The sequence below is a fragment of the Streptacidiphilus jiangxiensis genome, assembly GCF_900109465.1.
Classification (GTDB): Bacteria; Actinomycetota; Actinomycetes; order Streptomycetales; family Streptomycetaceae; genus Streptacidiphilus; species Streptacidiphilus jiangxiensis.
Window position 1 is genome coordinate 25,037 of the sequence record NZ_FOAZ01000019.1, and the last position, 25,699, is coordinate 50,735.

At 69.3% G+C, this 25,699-nt stretch carries 18 protein-coding genes and 1 pseudogene; 7 read left to right on the top strand and 12 right to left on the bottom strand.

The genetic code is table 11. The features are described 5' to 3' along the window. Positions 1-96: 96 nt before the first annotated feature. Both BMY61_RS45380 and BMY61_RS30475 read right to left on the bottom strand, forming a co-directional pair. A complete protein-coding gene (locus BMY61_RS45380) occupies positions 97-522 on the bottom strand; it encodes a hypothetical protein (RefSeq protein WP_143094595.1) in 426 nt (141 codons plus the stop codon). Continuing rightward, on the bottom strand, positions 522-8,999 hold the full coding sequence (locus tag BMY61_RS30475; RefSeq protein ID WP_042457526.1) for a polymorphic toxin-type HINT domain-containing protein: 8,478 nt from the start codon (positions 8,997-8,999) through the stop codon (positions 522-524). The genes BMY61_RS45380 and BMY61_RS30475 overlap by 1 nt, the downstream gene beginning before the upstream one ends. Before the next feature lie 355 nt (positions 9,000-9,354). Here BMY61_RS30475 and BMY61_RS30480 point away from each other — a divergent pair, with 355 nt between their 5' ends. Beyond that, positions 9,355-13,140, top strand: a complete 3,786-nt coding sequence (locus BMY61_RS30480) for a ricin-type beta-trefoil lectin domain protein (RefSeq protein WP_143094596.1) — start codon at positions 9,355-9,357, stop codon at positions 13,138-13,140. 127 nt (positions 13,141-13,267) lie between these two features. On the opposite strand, the pseudogene BMY61_RS30485 reads toward BMY61_RS30480, so the two are convergent. From BMY61_RS30485 to BMY61_RS30495, 3 genes and pseudogenes are all read right to left on the bottom strand, one after another. Continuing rightward, positions 13,268-13,402, bottom strand: a pseudogene (locus BMY61_RS30485) (dihydrofolate reductase family protein); the annotation flags it as partial. Positions 13,403-13,724: 322 nt separating this feature from the next. Beyond that, entirely contained in the window at positions 13,725-14,363 is a 639-nt protein-coding gene (locus BMY61_RS30490) for a DedA family protein (protein ID WP_236656605.1), read from the bottom strand. 127 nt (positions 14,364-14,490) lie between these two features. Beyond that, positions 14,491-15,105, bottom strand: a complete 615-nt coding sequence (locus tag BMY61_RS30495; RefSeq protein WP_052439378.1) for a hypothetical protein — start codon at positions 15,103-15,105, stop codon at positions 14,491-14,493. A 239-nt stretch (positions 15,106-15,344) separates the two neighbouring features. On the opposite strand from BMY61_RS30495, the gene BMY61_RS30500 reads away from it, so the two are divergent. Next, a complete protein-coding gene (locus BMY61_RS30500) occupies positions 15,345-15,749 on the top strand; it encodes a hypothetical protein (RefSeq protein WP_236656604.1) in 405 nt (134 codons plus the stop codon). 543 nt (positions 15,750-16,292) lie between these two features. Continuing rightward, positions 16,293-16,631: a hypothetical protein gene (locus tag BMY61_RS46590; protein WP_161791343.1), complete on the top strand. Its 339-nt coding sequence runs from the start codon at positions 16,293-16,295 to the stop codon at positions 16,629-16,631. A 142-nt stretch (positions 16,632-16,773) separates the two neighbouring features. Here the strand turns inward: BMY61_RS46590 and BMY61_RS30510 are convergent, their stop codons facing one another. Continuing rightward, a complete protein-coding gene (locus BMY61_RS30510) occupies positions 16,774-17,328 on the bottom strand; it encodes a hypothetical protein (protein WP_143094597.1) in 555 nt (184 codons plus the stop codon). 145 nt (positions 17,329-17,473) lie between these two features. Here BMY61_RS30510 and BMY61_RS30515 point away from each other — a divergent pair, with 145 nt between their 5' ends. Next, positions 17,474-17,797 (top strand): hypothetical protein, encoded by a 324-nt coding sequence (locus tag BMY61_RS30515; RefSeq protein WP_042457512.1) that lies wholly within the window; start codon positions 17,474-17,476, stop codon positions 17,795-17,797. A gap of 27 nt (positions 17,798-17,824) precedes the next feature. Here BMY61_RS30515 and BMY61_RS30520 read toward each other — a convergent pair whose 3' ends face one another. From BMY61_RS30520 to BMY61_RS30535, 4 genes are read right to left on the bottom strand one after another with little or no spacing between them, the layout of a single operon-like run. Then, positions 17,825-18,778, bottom strand: coding sequence for a hypothetical protein (locus BMY61_RS30520; RefSeq protein WP_042457510.1), 954 nt, complete (start codon positions 18,776-18,778; stop codon positions 17,825-17,827). Beyond that, a complete protein-coding gene (locus tag BMY61_RS30525; RefSeq protein WP_042457508.1) occupies positions 18,775-19,209 on the bottom strand; it encodes a hypothetical protein in 435 nt (144 codons plus the stop codon). Before BMY61_RS30525 ends, BMY61_RS30520 begins: the two co-directional genes overlap by 4 nt. Beyond that, complete coding sequence (locus tag BMY61_RS30530) at positions 19,202-20,230, bottom strand: hypothetical protein (RefSeq protein ID WP_042457505.1); 1,029 nt, start codon at positions 20,228-20,230, stop codon at positions 19,202-19,204. Before BMY61_RS30530 ends, BMY61_RS30525 begins: the two co-directional genes overlap by 8 nt. Beyond that, on the bottom strand, positions 20,230-20,910 hold the full coding sequence (locus BMY61_RS30535) for a WXG100-like domain-containing protein (protein WP_052439375.1): 681 nt from the start codon (positions 20,908-20,910) through the stop codon (positions 20,230-20,232). The genes BMY61_RS30530 and BMY61_RS30535 overlap by 1 nt, the downstream gene beginning before the upstream one ends. A 234-nt stretch (positions 20,911-21,144) precedes the next feature. Here BMY61_RS30535 and BMY61_RS30540 point away from each other — a divergent pair, with 234 nt between their 5' ends. Further along, positions 21,145-21,582: a hypothetical protein gene (locus BMY61_RS30540; RefSeq protein ID WP_042457497.1), complete on the top strand. Its 438-nt coding sequence runs from the start codon at positions 21,145-21,147 to the stop codon at positions 21,580-21,582. Positions 21,583-21,623: 41 nt separating this feature from the next. Here the strand turns inward: BMY61_RS30540 and BMY61_RS30545 are convergent, their stop codons facing one another. Next, a complete protein-coding gene (locus BMY61_RS30545) occupies positions 21,624-22,226 on the bottom strand; it encodes a GNAT family N-acetyltransferase (RefSeq protein WP_042457494.1) in 603 nt (200 codons plus the stop codon). 39 nt (positions 22,227-22,265) lie between these two features. Here BMY61_RS30545 and BMY61_RS30550 point away from each other — a divergent pair, with 39 nt between their 5' ends. Further along, a complete protein-coding gene (locus tag BMY61_RS30550) occupies positions 22,266-23,141 on the top strand; it encodes an SCO6745 family protein (RefSeq protein ID WP_042457491.1) in 876 nt (291 codons plus the stop codon). 154 nt (positions 23,142-23,295) lie between these two features. Further along, positions 23,296-24,930, top strand: coding sequence for a GMC oxidoreductase (locus BMY61_RS30555; RefSeq protein ID WP_042457488.1), 1,635 nt, complete (start codon positions 23,296-23,298; stop codon positions 24,928-24,930). A gap of 24 nt (positions 24,931-24,954) precedes the next feature. Here the strand turns inward: BMY61_RS30555 and BMY61_RS30560 are convergent, their stop codons facing one another. Next, positions 24,955-25,650: a hypothetical protein gene (locus tag BMY61_RS30560; RefSeq protein WP_042457485.1), complete on the bottom strand. Its 696-nt coding sequence runs from the start codon at positions 25,648-25,650 to the stop codon at positions 24,955-24,957. Positions 25,651-25,699: the final 49 nt, after the last annotated feature.

Genomic DNA, 25,699 nt, shown 5'->3' on the forward strand with positions numbered 1-25,699 from the left:
CCACCGGGACCCTGACCCCCGGTCAGGTCGTAGGGCTCCAGCGGCGCAGTGAAGCAGGCGATTTCCGAAGCAGTCCGCCATGAAACCTGAAAGCTGTCATGAATCATCGGGTACAGGCGGATCGGAATGACGCGGCGCACCGCCTCGGCCCTCTCGCTCGAGCACTTCAAGGGCGTGCGCTACCTTTCGGGCGAGATATCCGGGGCCGTCCTCGTCGTACATTGCGGTTTCATGCAGCCAGTGCCGCAGATCCGCCTCGACCTCCTGATCCTCCTTCACGTAATTCCCAGAGGCTCCAGAGAATGAGTGATTCATGCCACCGTGCTCGTCCACCACCAAGTCAAAGCCATGCAAATACTGAAGACCCATTGAAATCGCCGCGTCGTCCGGATTGAATTCGGCCCCTTCAACCCATGCAGCTGCCCACGCATGCCCCTCTTCGCGCGCGACGGAGCCATCGATCACACCCCGCCAGACGCGCGCCACCTCAGCCCTGGACGGGAGTTCGCTGCGCTCTGGCATCAGGGGGCACCCCAGGCGCCCGAGGCAATTCGACCGTCAAGCTCCTTCTGGGTGAAGTCCTTGATGACAGTCGTATATCCACCGCTTGAATTCGACATGTCCCTCACCGCCACATTGTAAACCCCATTGCCCACTGGCAGAACCTTTACCACCTGCCCATCCCTGCTCTGTATATACATGACACTACTCGGATCATTCCAGATTTCATCTCCCGACGTGCGCGTCGCGTCGCGCAGAGCCCCGTGAACATCCCGACCCGATACAGAAGGTCCGGATGGTCCGGGGGCGGCAGGGTCGAGAACCTCTGGCATGCCCTCGTAGTTGCAGTAGCAGTCCCCAGCATGACCGGAAGTGCCGCAGGCATTGTGCACGAGCACCGGCGTGCCGCCCACCACCACATAGTACGTGTGGAGCTCCTGGACGGTCAGATTCCAGCGGTCGGCCGCTCCTGGGGTGATTGTCGTACCCACCACGGAGGGGTGCCTGGCGCCGTGGGTGCTGGCGAGCTTGTGGCCGGCCTGAAGTTGGTCAGCGTGGACCCACGTGTGCGTGGTGTTGTCCCAGAATGGATGGTTCGCGGTGGTGTGAATGACGGAGGTGTGGCCGTTGCCCTCATCGATCGCGACGTCGAGGAGGTCGGTGTCGTGGTTGATCCAGACGTGCTGGACCGTGCGGGCTCCCTTGTCCTTGCCGGTGGTGGGGTCGGCAGATTCGACCTTGTCACCGACCTTGAGCTTGCCAATCGGCTTGGTCTTGCCGTCGGCGAGGAGGACCAGGGTGTCGGGAGCGAAGCTGCACTGGCAGGAAACGCAGTTGTCCCCGCTAACGAAGTCGTCGGCAGCGCCGAGCGCCAGGAGGAACTCCGAGGTCAATTGCTGTTCAACCAGCTGACCCTTGTGGTACTCCTGCGCCGAATACTGCCCATGGTGGATGCAGTCGTTCCAGATGCAGTAGAACGCGGCGATGACCTTGGCGCCCTGCAGGTCCCCGGTGTTCTGGAGGTACCTGAAGGCCTGATTGCACGCCTCGCGGCCGAAGCATAGTGCCTGTGCGCCGTGCGTTGCTCCGGTCCAGTAGTCTCCGTGCACATTCTGACCTGGTACGGCCAGATACCCGAACCACAGGAGCAGCGCATATTTCGGGTCGTCCGTATTCGGGCTGTACTTCTGCAGCCAGTTGTTCAGTTCCTTGTTGATCGTCGCGGTCGCCGGGGCGCTGGAGCCGCAGGTCCCCTGGCACTGGCAGGTGCACGGGCCGGTCTGCGGGGGCGGACCGCAGGTTCCCTGGCACTGGCAGGTGCAGGTGTCCGGGCCGGACGTGCTGCTGCCGCCACCACCGCCACCGCTGGGCCGGCAGTCGTCGCACCAGAGCCCCTGCGGGTCCGATCCGGTCGAGGGGTTGTCCCCGGCGTAGGTATAGCCGCCCATCTGGTTGGGATCACCGGCCTCGAACACCGGGTCGGGGCTGGTGAAGCGGCCGATGGAGGGGTCGTAGGCCCGGGCGCCGAGGAGGTTGAGTCCGACGGACTGGTCCGTGGGCTGGCCCAGGTATCCCCGGTTCATGCTGGGGTTGACCCAGGTGCTGGGCTGAGCACCGCGCGGATTGCCGTACGGGTCGTAGTAGCGGTGGGTGGCGGTGAGGGTGGTGGCGTCGAGGTTGCACTCGGCCGTGCCCTGGGCGTTGGAGACCTGGTAGTTGAGAGCGCCCGTGTTGGTGCGGGTGATCGTGACGCCGCCGGGCCCCGAGTAGTAGCGAATCGCGGTCGCGCCGCCGGTGGGGGCGTTGACGGTGATCTGCTCGCTGCCGCCGAAGAGGTAGAGAATCTTGGTGTTGGTGCCGGTGGTGGACTGCTCGAGGAGGTTGCCTGCGGCGTCGTACAGGTAGCTGCTGGTCTGGGCTCCGCTGCCGACCGAGTCCATGACCGTGCTGGTGCGTCCCTCCGCGTCGTAGGTGAAGGTCTGCGGGGAGGCGAGGGTCTGGCCGGTGCCGGGGGTGGTCCAGGTCTGGCCGCCGGAGCCACAGGTCCACAGGACCTGCTGGGTGCCGATGGTCGCCGACGCGGCGGGATCGGCCAGGCACAGCGGGGCCGAGGTCGGAGTGCCGAGGTTGACCAGGGTGCCGCTCGGGGTGGGCTTCCACTGCTGGGTGGCCCTGGTGTGGTCGCAGGTGTCGATCACGACCTTGGTGCCGTTGGCGATGGCGTCGCCGGCGGTGTCCAGACACACGTTCTTGCCCGTGAGTTGGACGGTGCCGTCACTCGCCATGGTCCACTGCTGCGAAGAGCTGCTGTTGCAGGAGTAAACCTGGACCTTGTTCTCCGGCGTGGTGGAACCCGAGGCGTCGTCGATGCAGAGCTTGCCACCGGTGGACAGGGTGAAGCCGGTGACCAGCGGTCCGCTGCTGGTGCGCTTCATCGTGTTGCCGGCGTTCACGCCGCTGTAGCCGGGGTCGGCGTAGGAGGGCGTGGTCGTGGTGCTGCCCAGGCCCGGGTTGGTGCTGGTGACGCTGGTGGCCTCGTTCGGCTCGGCGGTGCTGCTGGTCGCGTTGGTACCGGAGTAGGCGACGGTCTGGGTGGTGTTGTTGGCCGCGTTGCCCGTGGTGTCGTGGTTCACCATGCTGGTGCGGTCGCCCAGCAGGTCGTAGGTGTAGTCCTGCCAGTAGGCGGCCGGGCCGCCGACGGTCGTGGCCTTGGGCGCGGCCGGGGTGGCCGCCCCGGTGGGAGTGGCGCTGACGCAGCCGCCGGTGTCGCCCGTGCCCGCCGCACCAAGGCCCTTGGTGTCGCTCCAGGCGGTGGTCAGGCGGTTGAAAGCGTCGTAGCTGAAGCACTGCGTGTCGTGGGTGGTGTTGCCCTGGAGGTCGTCGACGGCGGTGATGTCGCCGGCCTGGTTGTAGCGATAGCTGACCTGGTCCGGGTCGTTGTTCGCCTTCTGCGACCAGTCACTGGTCTGGGTCACCCGACCGGTGGTCTGGTCGTACTGGGCGTAGGAGTTGAACTGGCTGCCGCTGGCGGCCGTGTTGTAGTCGGCCTCCTGGACCCGTCCGTAGGCGTCGTGGATGGTGTCCGTCAGGTAGGAGGGAGTGTTGTTCGAGGCGATCCAGCCGCTGATCCCCCACAGCTGGTTGGCCTGGTTGTAGGAGTACTGGACGTTCTCGCTCGCCAGGCCGCCGTCGTTGCCGAACTGCACGTTCTTCAGCAGGCCGTCCACGCTGCTGTAGCCGGCGGTGGTGGCGTACCGGGTGTAACCGGACGGCGCGGCGGCGATGCCCGCGGGCAGCGTCGTGGGCTGCGGAAAACCGTCGCCGGTCGGGATGTCGACCGTGGTGCCGGTCGGCTGGTAGCGCGTCGAGTAACCGGTGACGCTCTGCGTGTACGCCTTGCCGGTGGTCTTGCCGCCGACGTAGCGGATCTCGGACGTCGGGTAGCCGACGGCAAGGGTGTCGTAGGTGTCCGCCGTGAGCTGGTTGGCCGGGTTCGGGCTGCTGGTCCAGGCGCCCGTGAAGGTCCCGGTGACACGGCTGTGCCAGTCGTACTGCGTGGAGGTGGTCTGGCCGCGCGAGTCGGTGCCCTGCTGGAGGTTCCCGGCCACGTCGTAGGGGCCGTAGCTCGAGGTGCCGGTGTTCGGATCCGTCTGCGAGATCTTCTGACCGAGCAGGTTGTACTGGTACTTCCACTGGTTGCCGGCGCTGTCGGCGATCGTGGCGACCTGTCCGTTGGGCCAGTACGTGTAAGCGGTGGTGGAGTCTGCCTGCGCCTGTCCGCCGGTGTTGCTGACCGCGACGGGACCGCCGCTGACCGGGTTGATGACGAGGTTGCCGTCATTCTGAAGTGCGAGGGTGGCACCGCTGCTCGCCGCGTGACCGGTGGTCCAGAGCGACGTGCCGGAGGCACTGTAGACGACGAGGTTGCCGTCAGTACCGAAGACCGCGTACGCGCCGGGGCTTGCCGTTCCGGTCGCCCACAGGGCCAGGCCGCTCCTGACGGAATAGATGACCAGGTTGCCGTCGGCCTGCATCGCCAGACGCACGCTGGCAGACGTCAGTGTCGTGCCGGACGGGATGACCTGTCCACCGACGATCTTGACCATGCTCGTGGTGTTCTGAACGACGCTCTTGACGGTCTGGCCCAGCGCGTTGGTGAAACTCTGCGTGGAGGCCCCACCGTTGCCGGGAATGACCTGGCCGTTGGCGTCCTGGAGCTGGCTGTGGTCGGTCTCGTCCGCGCCGGGGTAGCTGGTGGTGCTCTGCCACTGCTCGACGGCGTCGTGCCACAGCGTGTTGACGGTCGGTCGGCCCTGACCGTCGTAGAAGGTGCTCGTCTCCGCCACGACACTGGCTTCAGCCGAGGTGTAGAGCGTGCCGGACGGCGCGTTGTTGTTGGGGTCGGCCTGCGCGGCGTAGCTGTAGGCCGGCCAGCCGTGGGAGTCGTAGAAGGTGTCCGAGATCAGCCGGCCGCTCTCGTTCTCCCCGGCCGGGGTGGCCTGCGTCTGCCGCGCCTGCAGCATCCCGTCGTAGATGGCGACGGAGGTGGAGTACGTCGCGCCGTCATCGCGCAGGGTGCTGGTGGTGACGGAGCTGGGCGCGCCCTCGGTGGTCAGGTTGCCGGTGGCGCTGTAGACGGCTCCCGGGTTGATCGAGTACGAGAACGTCTGACTGGCGAGCGCACCCTTCGTCTGGTCCTGGCCCGGCAGCCACACCGCGGTACGCCGCCCCAGGGCGTCGTAGGTCATGGTGGTGGTGCGGCCGTTCGGGTCGACGCTGCTGACGGGCAGCCCGTTCAGCGGGTCGAAGAACGTCTTGGTCGTCCACTGCTGAGGTCCGGTGGCGGAATCCATCTCGACCGCATCGGTGTTGCTGCCGCTGCTCTGCCAAGCCGGTGTGTAGCTGTTCTTGGTGACCACCGGATTCTTGGTGCCGGTCGGGTCGGTGGCGTCGCCGGGGTTGGGCGTGTCCGTCTCGACCACCCGTCCGGCGCCGTCGTACGACACCGCGGTGAGGGCGCGCCACTGCTCGTTGCCGCCGGTGTCGAACCCGGTGGCGATGCTGGTGGCGGTCACCCGGCCGTTGTCGACGACCTGCCCGAAGGCAGGGAGGGCGGCGAGGGTGGCCGTGCCGTCGTAGTAGCTCTTCTTGTCGGTGCGAAGGTTCGCCGCGTTGGCCGCAGGGCACGTGGTGCCGACGATCGCCGCGTTGACCGTGGTGACCTGGTCGGCGTAGGACAGCATCTGCGGGTTGGCCGACGGCGCCGTGGCGTAGCTCGTGGTGCTGCACGTCTCCTGCGCCGGGGTGACCGTGGCGCCGAACTTGGCATCCACCGACTGGGTGTCGACGGTCGAGACGCGGCCGTTGCCGTCGTAATTGGTCGTCGTCTTCTTCTGTCGCCAGGTCTGACCGTCGGCCAGGAGCGCGTAGGTGGTGCCGGTGCTCGAAGCCGTTCGTTCGCCGAGCAGGGGCGGCAACGTGGACAGGGCGGGTGCGCTGCCGGTGTCGTCGGTGGTGTTCCAGTCCGTCCACGGGCTCTGCGGCTGGGACCCGGTCTGTGTGTAGGTCAGCGGCCCGGCGACGGTCTCGGCGGCGATGGTGCCGCCGGCCGCCGTGTAGGTGTCGGTCTCCAGCGCGGTGCCGGCCAGCCAGTTGTCGTCCTGGACGGTCTGCAGGACCTTGCTGGAATCTCCGCCGAGGGTGGCGCTGACGGATACGCTCCGTTGCCGGCCGTTGGCGAGGTAGTCGCCGTTCATGCCCTGCAGGTAGGTGGTGGTCGTCCGGGTGACCGGTTCGGGGGCGATGCCGGTCCGCACGGTGACGGTGCGGAAGCCGCGGAACTGGTCCCAGGTGCGGTACTGGTCGTCGGTCTGCGCCGAGTCGTCCCGGTGCCAGGCCGCACCGGCGTACGAGTAGGTGGAGAGGTGTGCCTCGGAGCCGGTCTGGTTGGCCGCGTTGTGATTCGGGTTGTACTTGTTCGTCGAACCGCTGCTGCCGGTGGTCTGGTCCGAAGTCCACACCTGGTACACGGTGATCTTGTTGAACCAGTCCTGGTTCGGCTGGGCGTTGCCCGGTGGCGTCCAGTACACGGGGTAGCAGGAGTTGACGTTGGAATCCGCGCTGGAGAACGACAGGGTCAGCCCGGCGCAGGGGTTCAGGTTGTAGACCACTGCGATCTGCCCGCCGGTCTCGGTGTTGACCGAGGAGATCCTGGGCCGGTACAGCGGCGGCGCCATCGGCGAATTGTCGTTGACGCGGTTGTCCACCTCAGTGCCCTGGAACACCACCGGGTTCATGGAGAGCTGGTTGCCGCTGCTGTCGGACCCGGTGTGCTGAATGGTCTGCAGCCACATCACGCCCTGCAGCGCGCCCGCGTCCTTCGGGTCGATGCTGGTTCCGGTCAACGGGTCGGCGGTCGCGCCGGCGTCGGTGTAGAGCTGCCCGAGACTGTAGCTGTCGAGGGTGGTCAGTCCCTTGCCCGCGACGTTCACCTTCGTGGTGATCGACGCCAGCCGGGTCGTGGTCCAGTAGGACGGCGCGTTGGTGACACAGACGCCCGCGGGGACGCTGGTGGAGCCGGCCGGCAGCGTCGTGGAGTCGGTGGAGTTGCAGTGCAGGTCGTACGGGACGTCGGGCCAGTTGGTCGCGTTGCTCGGGCTGATGGCCGCGGTGCAGTCGAAGGTGGAGCTGACCTGGCAGCGCTGCGCGGGCGCGAAGACGATCTGTGCCGCGGGGGTGTGCCCAGCCTGCGCGTCGGCCAAAGTGTAGCCGTAGGAGATCGACGCCAGCTGTCCGCCACGGGTGTACTTCGTCAGCGTGCCCGAGCTGCCGGAGGCGGCCTGGCCGCCGCCCAGGTCGTAGTAGTTGGACTCGGTCGTGTAGTCGTAGCGCTGCACGGCCCCGGACGGGGACACCGTGAAGTCCAGGTTCCAGCGCCAGCCCTCCGGCGCGGAGCACTTGGACGCCTTGCCGTCCGTGGAGTCGTAGCAGGGGTCACCGGAGACCGGGTGCAGGACGGGAACACCCCAGGCGGAGTTCGTCGAGGCGTCGGAGGCCGTGGTCTGCATCCCGCCGTTGATCCCGGCCCCGGTCGGGGCGTGCTCGGCGCCGAAGTAGGCAGCCGAGCCGTCCATCGTCAACACCCGGTAGTACACGCCCTGGTAGAGGCCGTTGCTGGCACCCTTGAGCTCCTGGACGACGGTGCCGTCGTCACCCTGCAACGCGTACTGGGCGATCAGGTTCGGATTGGTCGTGTCGATCAGCATCGGCACCAGGACGCCGGAGTGCGAGCCGAAGGAGATCGTGGCGTTGTCGCCGCCCCAGCACTCGTCACCCGACCCCTTCAACAGCCGGTTACCGCTGGAATCGAGCAGGCTGTTGCAGGAGCGGTAGGAGCGCTCGACGTAGCCGGGCTGGTAGCTCCACCCGTCGCCGATCCAGGATGCCTGGGAGTTGCGTCCGGAGGTCTCCCCGTCCACAGCCTGCGAGTCGTAGGAGAGGTCGACCGAAGGAGCGCCACCGCCCACCGCGGCCGGAGCGTTGACCGCATAGGAGTACGTGAACGCGCCTGAGCCGCTGGCCTGCCAGCTGCCGGAGGGGCTGAGCGAGGTCGCCCCGAAGTTGCCCTGCGAGCCGGCGTTCCCCGAAGTCACCGCGACCAGGCTCATCGAACCGCTGGTGTCGAGCGGCGTGACCGCCGTACGCGACCTGGACCGCGGCCCGGCCGCACCGACGGGCACCGTCGCGACCAACTGGTCCGCCGCGGCGCGGTTGTCGAAGCTGAGGGGGGTGCGGGTCCGGCATGCCTGCACCTGCGGAGCCGTCAGCGCGCAGGCCGGCATCAGGAACATCTGCAGCCGGGAGCCGTAGCCGCCACCGTAGGCCTGCGCCAACGACGCGTAGTCGACCACGAGCTGCACCTGGCCGATGCCGACCGCGCCGTCCGCGCGCGAGACCCCCACCAGCATGCCGTTCGCGCCGGCGGCGACGGCCTGCGCGTGCGAGGAGACCTGGAGACGTACCTGCGTCGGCATCGACGCAGCGCCCGACGCGACGCCCGACGCGGCGTGGGTGCGGGCCTGGGGCGCGGGAGCCACCCAGAGCGGCAGCGACCCGGCCTTGACCGGCCCGGTCACCGCCACGGTGCGCGGGGCGGTCGAAGCGCTGCCGCTCGCACCAGCCGGAATCGAACCTGCGGCACTCCGGGCCGAGACACCGCTGCCCGGCGAGCCGGTGCCGCTCACCAGGTGCGTCAGCGCCACAGTCGTGGCTCCCGCAGCGGGCCAGGTCGGCGCGTTCGTCGCGTAGCGGGTGAGCGGGAGAGCCTTCTTCTGCAGGCCGCCCGGTGACGAGTGGCCCACCGTGTACTCGCGCAGTGGCGGCATCCCGGGCAGTGCCACCGGATGCAGGACCGCGTTCTTGGGGGTCGGCCGGTTCGCCGCAGCGTCGGCGAGCGCAGTGGGCGCACCGAACGCGAACACCGCAATGGCGACGGTCACGCTTCTGAGTCCCCCGTGCCAGATCCGGCGCCGCCCGCCCCAACCCGAACGCCCCATGCCGCCCACAGGCCCCCCACTCATCACCGGCCCGGTCCGGCCGTGCACACGACCGCACGATGCGTGTGATCAACGGGAGGCTATTGATGGCGCATCAACGGCTCAATACCCTGTCCCGGCATTACGCGTGGGATCTGTGTGCACTGTGCGTCTGTTGTGTCCACTCTGTGCCCAGGGCATCAGGGACGCCACAGAGCAATACGGACACCAACCGGCGCCGCCGCCTGACCATCAATCAGCACGAAGTGGCGGACTTCACACCGCCACTGGGGCTGCTTCATAAGAGAGTCATGAACACATGACATTGACCCCTTGTCAAAGACCGGCTACAAGAGGCCGTCTGGCCCGAAAGCTGGCCACCACCGCAGGGATCGCCGGGCTGCTCCTCGGCCCGGTCACCGCGCCCGCCTGGGCGGCGAGTGCCTCCGCCAGGCCGCACGCAACGGTCGACGACCCCTGGAACAGGGCGCAGCAGAAGGCCGTGTCGACGGGCGGTGCGGTGACTGTCGACTCCGTCACCACCCCGACCTATGAGGTCACGGCCAACCCCAACGGGTCGTTCACCGCGGTCCAGAGCGCCCTGCCCGTCCGCACGAAGCAGAACGGCTCCTGGGTCGGGCTCGACGCCACCCTCACGACCGACCCCGTCACCGGCGCGGTCGTGCCGAAGGCTGCTGCCCAGCCGATCCGGCTCTCCCACGGCGGCCATGGCCCCCTTGCCACGCTCACCGACCCCAGCGGCAACACGCTCGGCCTGAGCCTCCCGTTCGCGCTGCCCACGCCGAGCCTGTCCGGGTCGACCGCCCTGTATGCCAACGTCCTGCCCGGCGTGGACCTGTCGGTCACCGTCTCCGACCAGGGCGGCTTCTCCGACGTCCTTGTCGTCCACAACGCAGCCGCTGCGGCCGACCCCGGCCTGAAGAAGCTCACCTTCGCCACCTCCGGGCAGGGCCTGACGGTTGCCTCGACGGGCCGCGGCGGCGTCACCGCCAGCACCGCGAACGGCACCGTGTCCTTCGCGGCGCCACCCGCGGCCATGTGGGACTCCAGCACCGGCTCCCCCGCACAGACGGCCGGCAGCTCCGTCCGCGCGGCCCAGACCGACGGCGCCCCGCCCCTCCTGGGCACGGGCTCGAGTGTCTCGAGCGTCGCCGGGCCCGGCACCGGGGCCCAGGTCGCCGCTCTCCCGGTGACCCAGTCCGGCAGCACCCTGAGCATCACCCCGAGCAGCAGCATGCTCGGCGGATCGTCGCCCCACTACCCGGTCTACGTGGACCCGGCGATCGCCCCCGTCAAGAACCCCACCTCGTCGTCCACGAACGCGCTCTTCGAAGCCCAGCAGGGCTGCGACAGCTACGCCGCCAGCGAGCACGCCGTGGCCACCAACGGCCAGGGCGTCGGCTTCCAGGGAGACACCTCCGGCTGCTACGGCGCCGAGGAGAGCTTCTACCAGATCGACACCCGGAACCTCACCAAGAGCATGGTCATCTCCACCGCCACGCTCACCCTGAAGAAGACCTACTCGGCCTCCGAGACCTGCAGCACGAGCCAGCCCCTGTCCGTGTACCAGACGGGCGTGATCGGCAGCTCGGCGTACTGGGACACCAGGCCCTCCCAGATGGCCAAGCTCTGGAGCGGGAACGTCGGCGACGCGTACAACGGCGCCTACGGCGGCACCGCGTGCGGCGACAAGGACGTGAACATCACCGTCACCAGCCAGATCGCGAACATCGCGGCGGGGGGCTATCCCAGCTACACCATAGGTCTGTACGGGGACGAATCCTCCAGCTCCAACTTCACCCGCTTCGCGGGCAACCCGTACATCACCACCACGTTCGACCTCTATCCCACGCTGGACAGCATGGCGATGTCTCCCACGCCGAACCCGGTCGCGTGCGGGTCACAGAGCGCCCACGGCTGGATCGGCGCCACCACGCTCAACGGCTCCGGCAACAGCAACATCACGCTCGGCGCGAACATCCGCACCTACGTGACCGGCGAGAAGGGCTACGCCCAGTTCAGCGTGACCGACTGGAGCGTCCAGCCGCCCAGCTCCGGAGGCACCTGGCAGGAAGTCCAGCTCCTCAGCCTGCCCGTGTCGAACACCGTCGACGCCAGTTCGACCAGCACCTCCGTGAGTGCCAACATCGGAGGGGCCGTCCAGGACGGTCACTCCTACGAATGGGACGCACAGGCCTACACCGCTTCGTCCCAGGCCCTGGGGTCCAGCAGCGCCTCGTGCTTCTTCAGCGTCGACGCCACCCCGCCGAATTCGCCGACCGTGACCACCGCCGATCCTTCGTTCCCGCAGACCGGCGGCGGCGCCGGCAGTCCGGTGAAGTACGCGGGTGACCAGATCAGCATCGGCGTCTCCGCCACCGACCCCGCCCCGGCCGCGACCTGCCCCGCCAACAGCGCCAACGGCAACGCCTGCACGGCCAGCGGCATCGACCACTTCACCTGGCAGTTCGATCTCCAGCCGACCGCTGATCTCACCAACTCCAGCCCCTGCGCCACGATCCACCTGTGCGGCACGGTGACTCCGGCAACCACGAGCAGCGACGCCGCCGGCAACTCCACCGGGACCGCCAACGTCGTCGCCGCCGTGCCGAGCTGGGGCAACCACACCCTCTACGTCATCGGCGTCGACAAGGCCGGCAACCCCTCGCAGACCCCCCTCGCCTACACCTTCACCGCGCCGTGGAACCCCAACACCAAGATCACCCCCGGTGACCTGACCGGTGACGGCGTCCCCGACCTCCTGGCCACCACGAAAGACCAGCACCTCTTCATCGTCCCGGGCGACAACACCGGCGTCGGCCGGGCCGCCACGTCCTTCCCCCCCACCAGCACCAACCCCACGCCCGGCGGTGACACCTGGGACAACTACCTCGTCGCCCACCGCGGCAGCCTCACCGGCGGCAGCGTCGACGACCTGTTCGCCTACAACACCAAGACCAAGGTGATGTACGCCGTCGAGAACGACGCCAGCCCCGGCGGCAGCCTCACCACCCCGGGCTTCACCCAGAACCGGCCCATCAACTGGAACAATGGCACGGCCAAACCCACCTGCCTCACCAGCGACGCTACCCGCTGCTCCGGCACCGCCTACGCGAGCGACTGGAGCAAGGTCACCGCGCTCACGGCAGTGCCCGACATCTACGGGGGCACCACCACCTACCCCGACCTGATCACCGTCGAGGGCAACGGATCCCTGTGGATCTACCAGACCGGCAGCGGCGGTCTGAACAACCCCGTCCTGCTCGGTGACGGCGACTGGTCCAACTACGACCTGCTCGCCCCCGGCAGCGAGAACGGCACCGCCATGCTGTGGGTCCGCGACAAGATCAGCGGCAACCTCTACAGCTTCAACGTGCAGGCCACCGGCGCCAACAACCTTCCCCCGCTGCTGCACGCCCCCGGCTCCACCACGCTGGTCAACGGAGTGAGCACCAGCACCGACCAACTCTGCCTCGCGGACCCCGGCGCCAGCACCACCGACGGCACCGCAGTGATCCTCTGGGGCTGCGACAACGGTCCCGAGCAGCACTTCACCATCGGCACCGACCACACCATCCGCGTCCTGGGCAAGTGCCTGGCCACCGTCAACAACTCAGTCAGCAACGGCGCAGGGGTCGACATCACCACCTGCAACGGCGACACCCACCAGCAGTGGAGCGCCGGCGCCAACGGCCAGCTCCAGAACACCGCGTCCGGATTGTGCCTGGCCGATCCCGCCGCCACCACCACCACCGGCACCAAGCAGATCATCTGGACCTGCTACCCCACCCACGCCGAGCAGAACTGGAACGCGGGCAGCAGCGCGGCCCTCAGCCCCACGCCGACCGGCGCCTACATCACCAACCTGCCCGTCGGCACCTACCCGTCCATCGCCACCCCAGGGGACGTGAACAGCCCCACCAGCGGCCCCGACGGCTACCCGGACCTCTACACGCTGGACACCACCGGCAAGCTCACCGAGTACTTCGGCGGCGCACCCAGCAACGGGGTTCCCACCTTCCAGTCCACCCACTCCCTCGGCACCCCCTTCCCCGCCGGGACTGCCATCAACAGCCTGTCCTGACAATGCCTCACAACCTGTAGGCATCGGCCGTGCGGCCTCCCCTCCGACGAGGCGCCGCACGGCCGACTCCCAGCGGGCGACCCACCGGGCACCAGGCACCGGGGGATCGCCGATTCGGCCGTCGGGCTCAGCCGCGCAGGGTGGGTAGGTGGACGAGCTCCTGGGTGCGGCCATCCAGCGTTCGGCTGGAGATCAACTCCAGGTCGAAGTCTGCCGCGTCGGCGAAGACCAGGTCGTCACTGGTGTTCCTGGTGATCACCGGGATCGAGTTGTCGTCACTCCGGGTGGACTCTTCGCCCATCAGCCGGCAGATGCTCGCCTCCCCTTCATTGGGTCATCCAGTCGCCGCCAACCCAGTGCATTCACCGTGCACTGCACCCGACTGCCGGGCATTCGCACAGGTCAGCAACCATGCCATCGGATCCTTGGAAGTCCCCGGCGTACAGGCCGACACGTCCGCCCCATAAGGCTCTGACCTGCGCGTTTACGGCGCAAACCCGCAGGACTCCACCGGCGGGTTCCCTCTGACCAGTTCTTTCGGACAGGTTCTCGCCGCCGTAGTCCGCCAGGGCTCGTCCGGGACCTCAGGATTCCTCCCGCTGCCGCTTGCGCGCCCGCCACCAGGCGCGCAGCACCGCGCAGACGATCGCCAGCGCCACGGCGACCAGCAGGACGAACTGGTAGCGCAGCGCCTGGCGGTAGAGCGGGCCGATGTCCGTGCCGGCGGTGTATCCCAGGGCAGTCCACGCCGCGACCCAGGCCGCGGCCCCGACGGCGTTCCAGAGCGTGAACCGCCGGTGCGGCATCTCGTTCGAGCCGGCCAGCAGCCCGTTGGTCTGGCGCAGCACGTCGACGAACCTCGCGACCACGACGACCTTGGATCCGCGGCGCCGGTAGAAGTCCTCGGCCTTGGCGTAGCGCTCGGGGGTGAGCCGCACATAGCGTCCGAACCGGGTGATCAGCCGCGTTCCCTCGCGGCGCCCGAGCAGGTACGCGATCTCGGCCCCGGCGGCCGCTGCGATCCACGCAACGACGGCCACCGCAAGGACGTTCATGCGACCGGTGCCGGCGTAGACCGCCGCAACGATCAGCAACGTCTGTCCCGGAACCGGCACCAGCATGTTGTCGAGCGCGACCAGCAGGGCGAGAGCCGCGTAGCCGTAGTGGTCCAGCAGCGGCTGCAGCGCGGCCAGTGGGCCGGGCAGTCCGCTGGAGTCAACCACGCCACTCACCTGGCCGCATGCGTTCCGACTCGCTCGATTGCCGTCCTCACCTCCCAGGATGCGCGCCCGACGGCGCAGCTGGCGAGCCGAGCCCGGTCGTGTCGCATCGACAGGGGCGACTCCGGCTTCACTCGGTCTCCTGGGCGACGGCCAGATGATGCAGGACGGTCAGCAGGTCCCGGCGGGCGAACCACTCCTTGGGAGCATCCCGGTACGCGCCCTGGGTCTGCCGTCGACGGAGCGCCTCGACCAGGTGACGGATCTCGTCCGCGGCGGCCGGCGGCTGCGGGAGCGCGGGGCTGAGATGGGCGGTGACGAGCCTGTCGATGGCCACGACGGTCTCGTCGACCGGGTCGAGCAGTGGGCGGTGAGTGCGCTGCCAGTGTCCGGCTGTGAACAGGGCACCTGCCCGTGGGTCCGCATGCCATCGGTCGCAACGGTTGGCGTTGCGCAGGGAGGCCGGTGGGACGCGCTGCCCGTCCCGCTTGGCGGCAGTTCGGACCGCAGCGTACGCCGCCTTCCGCTCGGTCCACTCCGCCCGGCTCTGTTCGAGCAGCTGGAGTGCAGCGAGCAGCGAGTCCTCGTCCCGTCTCACCGAGCCGGTGCGGCTTTCGAGGAAAGCGATCGTCGTGTGGAATCCCAGCGGGCGGTAGAGCTGCACGCAACTGCGGAACATCGAGACGCGAAGTCCGAACGGCAGGTCTCGGTCGCGGGTGCGACCTGCATGGCAGGTGAAACTCATGCGGCCTCCCAGGGAGCCTTGCGCCGGTCAACGTGCCGACGTGTCCCGGCGCCGACCTTACCCGCGGCTTCCAACGGCTCGCAGGTTCTCCCGGTGGGGCAGAACAGCTCAAGATCGGTCACGCAAGTGCGCTTGCGGTCAGCGAGAACTCGTCCAAGGTGTCCCACGCGAAGCAGCGGTGGCTGCTTATCGGGTGCACCCGGCGGTGCGGCAGAGATCCGGGGCGCTAGTTTGTCCAGGTGCGCTTCCTGGAGGAATCCTTCGTGCTCGGGGCCTTGGGCCGTGGCCGGAGCGTCGAGCAGTTCCTCGGTCCCGCGGGTGACGCCGAGACCCGCGGTGTCCGCTGGGTTGAGGTCGTTCCGGCTCACTCTGGGTTCAGGGTGGTACTTCACACGTCGGCGGACGTGGGGAGTGAGCAGTTCTGTGACCTCGTGGAGTTTCCTCCGCTTGATCTCGAGAACGAGGACGAGGAGTTCGGCCGGGAGATCGCGAAGGTCGAGGCGGCGGTCGACGCGGTCGCCATCGCGTCGGCTCGAACGGGAGCTGTTCGGGACCGCTGGGTCAACAGCGGTGTGGCTCAGGATGATTACCGGGACTTCGTTCGAGCTGGCCGTCCAGATCACTGGCCTTCAGGCGCGCCGTGATGGATCGCGAGGCGGCCATCGCACTCGTGCAGAAGATCATGAATGGCGATTACTCCGACGACGCGGAGGTCCAGGTTCTTCTCGAGCAGCTCGAGAGAGCTTGCCGCCGCCCGCCCGGCTATGTGAGCGGCTTGGCCCCCGCAATCCCTCTGCCGCCCGCGAAACGGCCAGGCCCACGCCTTTCCTGACCCACCGTCTCGGCACGTCCTGCTACGTTCCTCGCCATGCCGCGACCCGTCGACCCCGAAGAGGCCTGCGCAGACCTGCGATCCGTGGGCCTGGAGCCCCTGGAGCCATACCCCGGCGCGAACAGCCGTGGCGGTCCCGGTGCAGGTCTGCGGGAACGAGGTGACGACGCCGCTGGCTCAGGTGCGAGCAGGGCAAGGGTGCAGGTTCTGCGGCATCGAGTCCCGCCGGGCGGGCCAGACGCACGATGCGGACCAGGCCGCAGATGAACTCCGCATATTCAGCTACGAGTCACTGGTGCCGTCCCCGGGGATCGCGCAGCCGTGGTCGGCCCGGCACAAGGAGTGCGGACAGCACGTGTCGCCCCGGATCAACGACCTGAAGAAGGGGGCCGGCGGGCGAGGGGGGTGCCCCCTTGGGGCTCGACCCGCACGACTCGGCTGGGTCCTGCTCGGCACCCTCGACTTCCCCACCGGCTCCGAAGCTCACGCTTTCGAGCGAGAATGCCACGATGAGTTGGGCCGGCGCGGGTTGACGCCGTTCCTCAGCCCGAAGTCGATGGGCCGTCTCGGCGGTTACAGCGAGACCTACAACGCCGCCCTGTTGGCGCCGGACGAGGCCCTGGCGTTCGTCCTGGAGCTGCACGGGCGGATCCAGTCGGACCGCCCTGATGCCGAGGGCTCCACGAACGACTGAGTTGGCTCGGGTGAGGACGACCGCGGGACCTACTGGCCAAGAGCTCAGTCTGCCCCGCCGACGGTCGTTCACGGGTTCTCGTCCTCGTGCATTGGCCGTGCACTGCGCCAGGGCGGCCGGCCTTCGCGCAGGCCAACGGGCCTCAGTGCTCGACGAACATTTCGAAGTCGTTGTGTCCGTCGGAGAACTCGTAGGTCAACTGCTGCTTGAAGAGCTCGTGCCAGTAGTTGTTGGTGTCCTGGCCCCAGATGCCCTCCGAGGTGATCACCACGTCCTTCTGGCGGCCCGGCGGCGTGTTGGGTGTGCTCACCGTCAGCGTCAGGCTGGTGAGGTCCTTCCAGTACAGCTGCTGCGTGGGCCTGGGGCCGGCGAGCAGATTGACGTCGCTGTCGGTGTTCTGGAAGTCACCGAACTTCTGCAACTGCTCCGGGTCCGGGGAGCAGCCGTTGGTGTTCGTCCGGATCAGCTTGGTCCAGGTGTCGCTGCCGGAGGGATCGCGGTAGCGGGCCGTGACCCATACCGGGATGCACTCGTTGGTGTTGGAGAGTCCACCGACGTGGAACCACATGTTGAAGGCCTTGAAGTCGTCCGTCCCCGCTGCGGACGCAGGGGCGACGTCCAGCGGGGCGAGCAGCACCAGGCCCAGCAGCACAGTGGCGGCTTTCCTGACTCTCCGTGCAACAGCAGTCATTCTCATGGCGGCCACTCTGCCGTATCCACCGTGCACGAACGTCCGGCTGGGTGCGGACAGGCGTACATTCACTCGAATTGGGCTGTGCGGCACAACTGTTGACGTCACCCAGGGCGCCAGGTGCATCCGCCGACCCGAGTACCCTCGGCCCGTGGAGGATCGCGGGCAGTACGTGAGGTATCAGCAGGACCGTGCCGTGCTGGCGGCGATCGGAGCGCACCTCGACCCACAGATCGGCCGGCTCGAGGTGCGGTTGCCCCGCTCCGTGGCCGAGGCGGCGGTGGGCGCCTGGGATCGTGAGGAGTCGGGCGGGGTCGGCAAGGAGAGCCGCGAGGAGTACGAACTGCGTGAGGCCGCCGCCGAGCTGGCGTTCATCGGCCTGGCGATCTCCTCGCGCGGCGTGTGGGACGCCGAGGGTGTCGTGGTCGACCTGGATGTGGTGGAGATTGCGGCCGCGCTGCGGGCTGCGCGGTAGGCAGGGCCGCCTGGCCGCCTGGCCGCTTCAGCCGACCCTTCGGGTCTCCTCCGTCAGTTCGCCCAGTTCCGCGCGTGGGACGTGCGCGCGCCAGGCATGGCGGCCGGCCGGGGTGAGGGAGAGGGCGGCGGCGTGTTCGGTGTTGGGGTCGGCGAGCGCGAGGGTGGCCGCGTCCGCGGTGACCGCGAGGAGCTCGAAGGGGACGCCGCGCCAGGTGGTCAGCAGGCGGCGGAAGAAGACGTCGTCGCACTGGGCCTCGGCGAGGTGGCGGGACATCATCGTGCCGTCCGGGGCCGCGCGGTAGGCGGTGAGCTCGCCGTCGTTCGGGCCGAAGTCGGCCGGGTACGGGTCGCCCTGGATCACCGCCCCGAGGCCGCGGGCGAGGGTGTCGGCGGGTGTCGGAGCCGGGCCGGGGGCAGGGGTGAGGCCGCGTTCGGCGGCGGTGGGGAAGGCGTGCCAGCCGGTGTGCCGGCCGGCGTAGCGGGCCACGCCCTGCTCGTAGCCGGCGCCGCCGTGCTCGGCCAGGTGCCAGATCTCGGCGCCGATCGGGATCTCGGAGAGCTCCAGCCAGTACTCGGGCACCGCGGCCGGGGCGTACTTGGTGTAGCCGGTGCCGAGGAACGGGTCCGGCAGGACGAGGGAGGAGTCGAGGCGGGCGGCGCCCTCGGTGGTGGCCCCGCCGAAGGAGGCACGGAACAGGCCCGGCCAGCTCGCCAGGAAGCGGAGGACGAACAGGCCGTCGCCCTCGGGGAAGTCGGCCGCATCGTCGGTGAGGCCGTGGACCGCGCGGGCCTCGGCGCCGGAGTCGACGCGGGCGACGTCCACCATGCGCGAGCAGAGCCCCCACATCCGGGTGGGTTCGAACAGGCCGGGGACGAGGGTGTTGCCGACGTACTGCTGCGCGAGGGTGCGCGTGAGCGGCAGTTGGATGACGGTGCGCGGCGAGAGGCCCGCGGTCGGGGTGGAGGCAGGGGTGGTCATCGGTCGTGCTCTTCCTTCCAGGCCGCCATCAGGTCCTCGCGGTGCTCGGTGAGGTCGGTGACCTCGTCGAGCGGGAACGTGCCCATCCAGGCACTCGCCTCCATACGCTCCAGGTGGTCCTCGATCAGCCACCATTCGCGTCCGGCGTACCAGCCGCCGATCCGTCCCTCCGAGGACCCGACGGCGTCGAACGGCTGGTCGCGCCAGCGAAAGGTCCAGCGGGTGCGATACCAGCTGTCGAGTTGCTCAGGGCCTGCGAAGAAGGCCCGGCCCGGGGCGTTCGGGTCCGGCTGGAGATCGCTCGGGACCGGATCCCCGTCCTCGATGAGTGCCAGGGTGACGCGGACCGACTTCCTGCCGCCGAGGACGCGGTAGAGGTTGCCCTGGTACGACCCGAAGACTCCGGCCCGGTGGAGCATGCGCTCAGCCATGGACCGCGCTCCAGGCGCCGCCCTCGTAGAAGCCGATCATCCGCTCCCCGCCGTCCGGGGTCAGCTCCCACATCTCGGCGCGCCCCGGAAACTCCGTCCCCCTCGGAGCCAGCCACTCGGGCACGCCGCCACCGGTGTAGCCGGTACCGGTGAACGGATCCTCCATCACCGAGCCGCTCGCGGCATGACCGGACGCGATCGTGGCGACCGTGTCCGCCCGCCCCCCGAGCGAAGGGTCGGCGCGGAGGTCGCCGACGGCTCCGTAGCTCGGCACCGCGCTGTCCCCCAGACCGTCCGGAGCCCGGAAGCGGAGCTGGTAGGCCTCCGTCGCGTTCTCCGCGACCGGCGTCCAACCCTGGCCCTTGTCGTCCAGGGCAAGACCGTCGCGAAGCTGCGCAGGTGTCCGCAGGCCCGCGGTGTCGGTGCCGCGGGCGATGGAGTTCCCGAAGGTGCTCGGATCGAAGGGATATTTGCCCAGCGCGGACTTGTTCTGCAGGTACGCGTCCTTGACGTCCTTCCCGACGACCTTGGTCATGATCTGCCCGTCGTCGATCCGGATCTTGTTGCGGACCGCGGCGACCTGCCGGATCTCCTCCGGAGTCAGGTCGTTGGTGGGGCTGAGACGGAGGCGGTCGTACTCGGCGCGGCTCATGCCGGTGCCCTCGAGGGCCTGGTCGATCTCCTGGTCGGCGTTCGGGCCGTCGCGCAGGGCGTCGTTGCCGAAGCGTGGTGCCGCCACGTCCGACGGGGCGGGGGTGTCGCCGCCGGTGAGGGCGTGGTCGATCTTCGAGGCGTCGCCCGCGCGCGGGGCGGGGACGGGCTTGTCCGTGGGGAGCTTGGAGCGGAAGTCCTCCGCGGTGCGGGCCTCGTTCTCGGCGTGGGCGGCGAGGTTGCGGGTGCCCTTGTCCACCGCGTCGTCGACGACGTGGGCGCTGCGGTGGGCGATGTTCGGCAGACTCTTCCGGGCCTCGTCCCGCAGGGCCTGGACGACGGCCCGCTCCTCGCCTCCGGCGGCCCCCATCAGAAGGCCAGCCCGTCGAGGCCGCTGTTCAGGGTCTGGGCGTGGCCCCGGAAGGTCTCCGCGTGGCCGCGGAGGATCTCCAGGTGGGCGCTGGCGGCGGCGTGGTCCAGCGAGAAGCCCTCGGCCGCCCCGGTGCCGGAACCGGAGGTCTGGGACCAGTCGAGGCCGGACATCGCCGCCTCGACCTTGGCGAACAGCGGCTTGGCCGCTGCCTCGATGATCTGGCCGGTGATGTACTGGATGATCTGCTGCTTGAGGGTCTCCAGCAGCGCCTTGCCCGCCTCGATGATCACGGGGACGGCGGCCTCGGCGAGACCCGCCGTCGCGACTGCCGCCGCCTGGTCGGCCACGAAGGTGGCGGCCATGGCGACGAGTTCGGCCAGCGCCTCGACCTTCTGCGCGACGATGACCTCCGCGCCGACGTCGAGGGCGTCGGCGAGGATCCGGCAGCCCTCCACCAGCTCCTGGACATGACGCTCGGACAACTGCGCCCAGCCGGCCTGCATCCGCTGCGTGGCTGCGCCCTGGTAGGCCTGCGCGAAGTCGGACAGCGCCGCCGTCGTGTCCTGGTGGGTCTGCTCGACCGCCCGGCCGAAGGCGCGGACCATGGTCGCGAAGTGGCGGACGTCGTCCTCGTTGAGGTAGGGCCAGGGGACCCCGATGACGTTCAGGAAGGTCACGACAGGGCCTGGCAGGTCGTCTACCGCCATGGTCGTCCCCCGGGAGAGATCAGGTGTGCGTGCGCAGTCCGCATCCTAGCGATCCGGGCCGAAGGGGCCGGCACCCCCGCCGAACGGCGGGATGTGGCACCCCCGACCGGGGGGACGGTGATCATAGATGTTTCGTGCGCGGTGCAAGTGGTCTGTACTGGCGGCGCCATGTTCGAGCATCACTCGTACGAGGGGGACACAAGGATGCGCTTCAAGCGCGCGCTCACCGCGGTCGTGCTGGCCGGCGGCATCGTGGGGGCGGCGGCCATGCCGGCGTCGGCGGCGACGGCGACCGCCCACCAGGGCATCAGCGGCGGCTTCGGCTACGGCTACAGCGGCCCGATCCACGCCGGCAAGAAGTTCAGCGTCCAGCTGGACGCGACGGTCTACGGCTACAAGGGCCTGATCATCGCCTGCCTGACGGCCACGGACAACCTGAACAAGGCGTTCAAGCCGATCGTCTGCACCAAGCCGGGCCACAAGCAGGTGAAGCTGGTCGGCGGCCACGCCGTGCTGAACCACAGCGGCAACTGGCTGCTGGCGCCCGAGGTGGACAAGATCGTCACCATACACGGCAAGCAGGTGCTGGTTCCGATCTTCCGCGCCGCCGAGAACGTGCAGTTGGTGCACGTCTCCAAGTGACGGAGCGGTAGTGGCCGGACGGCCTGCGGCGCGCTGTGGGGTCAGTGCGCTGCGGGCCGGAAGGCCGGGTAGCCGAGGATGACAAGCTGCTCGGCCGGGTCGAGCGGGTACGGGACGCGCAGGCCCGTCGGTTCGAAGCCCAGGCGGGCGTAGAAGGTCTGAGCACGGACATTCGACTCGTGGACGCCCAGGGTCAGGTGTGCGACGTCGATGTGGGCCTCCGCGAAGCCGATCGCCGCGCGCATCAGCGCGTCGGCCGGTCCGCGTCGGCCGCGGTGGGCCGGGGTGACGTAGACGCTGTAGACGTGGGCGTGGTCGGGGATGTCGACCATCGGGGCGGCGCCGGCCATGCCGAGCCACGCACCAGCGGGGTCGGTGGAGTCGGTGGAGTCGGTGGGGTCGGTCGGACGGGTCTCATCGACGGCGACGGCGACGGCGACGAAGAGCGCGGTGGAGTCGGAGGTGGCGGCCTCAGCGGCCATGGCCTGCCAGACCTGGTCCGGAAAGGCCTCGGTCGCGGCATAGGTCACGCTGAACGCGGTCGGCGAGTCCTTGAGCGCCTCCAGGCGCAGGGCGCGCAGCTCGCGCCACTCCCCCGAGGTGATACGGCGGACGACGTACGGCGCCGGTGACGGATGAATCATGCGTCTGATCCTGCCGCAACGGCCGGGTAGCGTCGGACCATGACGTCCTCCTCCCTCGCGCGCGCCCTCTGGATGCGCACCGAGCCCCTGCACGCCGTCGTCTACTTCGACCCCGACTGCCGCGCGTTGGGCCGGGCGATGGGCCTCAAGGGCTTCTGGCACGGCTACTTCCCGCTGCGGCTGGGCCCGCTCGGCGCCGTGGGGCCTGCGGTCGCGGGCTCGGTGCTCGGTGCGTTCGCGCCGGGGATGGTGGCGCGGGCGCTGCCGTCCGTGTGGGAACTGGTCACGCCGGAGCGGGCCGTGGCGGAGCGGGCTGCCGCCGCTGCGGCGGCGTTGCGCCGGGTGGTGCCGGGGATCGAGGCGCTGGCGGCGGAGTTGAGCGCTGCGTCGGCGGCGCTCACGATGATGGTGGAGGACGCCCCGACCCTGGCGCGACCACTCTTCGCCGCCAACCGGCCCCTGCACGCCGGGTTCGGCGATCCCGTGGCGCGACTGTGGCAACTGACCACCAGCCTCCGGGAGTTCCGGGGCGACGCCCATCTCGCGGCCCTCGCCGACCACGGCCTGGACGGCGTCGAGTCGCTCGTGCTGGCGGCGGCCACGGGCCGGGTGCCGGCCGCGTCGATGCGGCTGGACCGCGGGTGGACCGAGGACGAGTGGGCGGCGGCCGGCGAGAGGCTCACCGCCCGCGGCCTCGTGGACGCGGACGCCGCGCGGGCCACGCCCGCCGGAGCGGCCCTGCGGGACGCGATCGAGGACGCGACGGACCGGCTGGCCACGCGGCTGCTGCGGCCGGTCGGGCCGGAGACCACCCTCGCGCTGCTGGCCCGTCTCGAGGAGCCCGCCCGACTGCTGCAGGCGGCGGGAATCCCGCCCCGGGCGAACCCCATCGGCCTACCGGACGCTCGCAACTGACCCCCGTTCTCTCTTGACTTCTTCACTCCGTCGGGCGAAATTCCAGGTCGCCGCTCCGCGATCGAGTCCATGCCGACCAGGCTGATCCGGGCGGCACTTCCGCGCCATGGATCAGATCAGCCGGGTTCTGTCGACGATCGGTGGTGGTTGAGTCATGCCTGAAAGGGTTCGCACACGAGGTCTGTCGCGGCGTCAGTTCATCTCCCGGGCGGCCGTGACCGCCGGGACCCTCGCCGCGCCGACGCTGCTGACCGCCGCCGCGGCCACGCCCGCACGGGCGTTGAGCAGCGGGGACCACGTGCCTGTGCTGGTGGTCGGGACGGGCTACGGGGGCGCCGTCACCGCGCTGCGGCTCACCCAGGCCGGGATCCCGGTCGCGATGGTGGAGATGGGCCAGAGCTGGAGCACGCCGGGCAGCGACGGGAAGATCTTCTGCAACATGCTCAAGCCGGACGGGCGGGCCTACTGGCTGCGTACCGAGACGGACCAGCCGGTCAGCTACTTCCTCGGCGCTCCGTACAACAAGAGCATCCCGAGCTACACCGGCGTGCTGGATTCCGAGCACTTCGCCAACACCCGTGTGTACCAAGGGCGTGGCGTCGGCGGCGGCTCACTCGTCAACGGCGGCATGGCGGTGGTGCCCAAGCGCTGGTACTTCGAGGAGATCCTGCCGCAGGTCGACGCGGACGCCATGTACAACGTCTACTACCCGCGCGCGAACGCCGGGTTGGGTGCCAACAGCGTCGATCCGGCCTGGTACAACTCGGCGAGCTGCTACCAGTACGCGCGGGTCGGCTCCAGCCAGGCCGGCGACGCCGGCTTCAACACCGTCTTCGTCCCGAACGTCTACAGCTTCCCTTACATGCAGCGGGAGTTGGCCGGATCGGCGCCGCGCTCCGCACTGGCGAGCGAGGTCATCTACGGCAACAACTACGGCAAGCAGTCCCTCGACAAGACCTACCTCGCCGCGGCCGCGGCGACCGGACGGCTCTCGATCAGCCCGCTCCACAAGGTCACCGCCGTCTCCCCCGCCGCTGTCGGGTCCGGCTACAGCGTGACGATGGAGCAGTTGGACACGGGCGGCAACGTGGTGGCGGTCAAGACCGTGACCGCCGACAAGGTCTTCTTCGGCGCGGGCAGCGTGGGCACCAGCAAGCTGCTGGTCACCATGCGCGACACCGGCCTGCTGCCGGACCTGCCCGCCGCGGTCGGCCAGGGCTGGGGCAACAACGGCAACGTCATGGTCGGCCGTGCCAACTACCTGTGGGCGCCGACCGGTGGGCTCCAGGCGTGCATGCCGGTGCGCGGCATCGACAACTGGGCCGACCCGACCTACCCGTGCTTCGCGGAGATCTCCCCCTTCCCGGCCGGTACCGAGCTGTGGATCAGCCTCTACCTGGCGATCACCAAGAACCCGAACCGGGCCACCTTCACCTACAACCCGGGGACCGGCGGCGTCGACCTGAGCTGGCAGGCGTCGTGGACGCAGCCCTCGATCACGGCCGCGGCGAACGTCTTCGACCGGATCAACAAGGCGGAGGGGACGATCTACCGCACGGACCTCTTCGGGGTCTACAAGACCTGGGGCGACGACTTCGTCTACCACCCGCTCGGCGGCTGCGTGCTGGGCAAGGCCACCGACCTGTACGGGCGGCTGCCGGGCTATCCCGGCCTCTACGTCACCGACGGCTCGCTGATCCCCGGCAGCACCGGGGTCAACCCGTTCGTGACGATCACCGCGCTGGCGGAGCGGAACATTGAGAACGTGATCGCGAACGACTTCGGCTGAACCACCGGATGAGTGAGGTGGTGGTCAGCGGCGCTCGGGGAGGCCGCTGACGAGGGCCTTGAAGCGGTCCGAGAGCCGCCGCCGGGAGGCGCGGCGCTCGGACCGGGCACGCTTGGTGCTGCCCTCACCGTAGAAGCGGCGGAACCACGGCGAGCCCGGGTAGCCGAGCCGCAGCGCGCCCCACAGGGCCAGAAACGGCAGCAGGACGCCCGCGACCCCGAGGAAGTAGCGGCCCTTGAGGGCGGCGACGACGGACAGCGCCGAGTTCAGCAGGATGAACGAGAAGAAGAACCAGGTCCCCTCGCCCGGCTGCCGTGCGAACGGGTTGGAGACCAGCAGCCCGATCGCGCCGAGCGCCGCCACGCCCACGACGGTGTCGACCGAGGTGCGCCCTTCCTCGGCCCAGTAGACGTCCGAGAGGTGCAGCCACAGGGCGAACTCGTCCAGCGTGAGCGCCGCGCCGACACCGAAGGCGGCGGCGAGGCAGGACCGGAGGAGCCCGTTCGGGACGGCGAGGAACTCCACCACACCCGAGATCAGCAGCAGGAAGATGCCCGGCACCAGATGGTGGACGTGCACCTCGCCGACCGCGACGTTGCCGAACGGCCCCCGCCCGGAACGGATCATCCGCACGATCAGGCGGGTGACCGCGAAGGTGAGCACGAAGGCCACCAGCATGAACAGGAGGGCGGTACGTCCGGCGCCGAGGTGCAGGTGCATCCCTCGATGGTGACCGGACGCGTCCCGCCCGACGCGCTACGGCGCGCCG

What these genes read in the sequence shown, in the direction of transcription:
- BMY61_RS45380 (WP_143094595.1), bottom strand. Translation starts at nt 522, where the DNA reads ATGCCAGAGCGCAGCGAACTCCCGTCCAGGGCTGAGGTGGCGCGCGTC.
- BMY61_RS30480 (WP_143094596.1), top strand. Translation starts at nt 9,355, where the DNA reads ATGACATTGACCCCTTGTCAAAGACCGGCTACAAGAGGCCGTCTGGCC.
- BMY61_RS30495 (WP_052439378.1), bottom strand. Translation starts at nt 15,105, where the DNA reads ATGAGTTTCACCTGCCATGCAGGTCGCACCCGCGACCGAGACCTGCCG.
- BMY61_RS30510 (WP_143094597.1), bottom strand. Translation starts at nt 17,328, where the DNA reads ATGAGAATGACTGCTGTTGCACGGAGAGTCAGGAAAGCCGCCACTGTG.
- BMY61_RS30520 (WP_042457510.1), bottom strand. Translation starts at nt 18,778, where the DNA reads ATGACCACCCCTGCCTCCACCCCGACCGCGGGCCTCTCGCCGCGCACC.
- BMY61_RS30525 (WP_042457508.1), bottom strand. Translation starts at nt 19,209, where the DNA reads ATGGCTGAGCGCATGCTCCACCGGGCCGGAGTCTTCGGGTCGTACCAG.
- BMY61_RS30530 (WP_042457505.1), bottom strand. Translation starts at nt 20,230, where the DNA reads ATGGGGGCCGCCGGAGGCGAGGAGCGGGCCGTCGTCCAGGCCCTGCGG.
- BMY61_RS30540 (WP_042457497.1), top strand. Translation starts at nt 21,145, where the DNA reads ATGCGCTTCAAGCGCGCGCTCACCGCGGTCGTGCTGGCCGGCGGCATC.
- BMY61_RS30545 (WP_042457494.1), bottom strand. Translation starts at nt 22,226, where the DNA reads ATGATTCATCCGTCACCGGCGCCGTACGTCGTCCGCCGTATCACCTCG.
- BMY61_RS30550 (WP_042457491.1), top strand. Translation starts at nt 22,266, where the DNA reads ATGACGTCCTCCTCCCTCGCGCGCGCCCTCTGGATGCGCACCGAGCCC.
- BMY61_RS30555 (WP_042457488.1), top strand. Translation starts at nt 23,296, where the DNA reads ATGCCTGAAAGGGTTCGCACACGAGGTCTGTCGCGGCGTCAGTTCATC.
- BMY61_RS30560 (WP_042457485.1), bottom strand. Translation starts at nt 25,650, where the DNA reads ATGCACCTGCACCTCGGCGCCGGACGTACCGCCCTCCTGTTCATGCTG.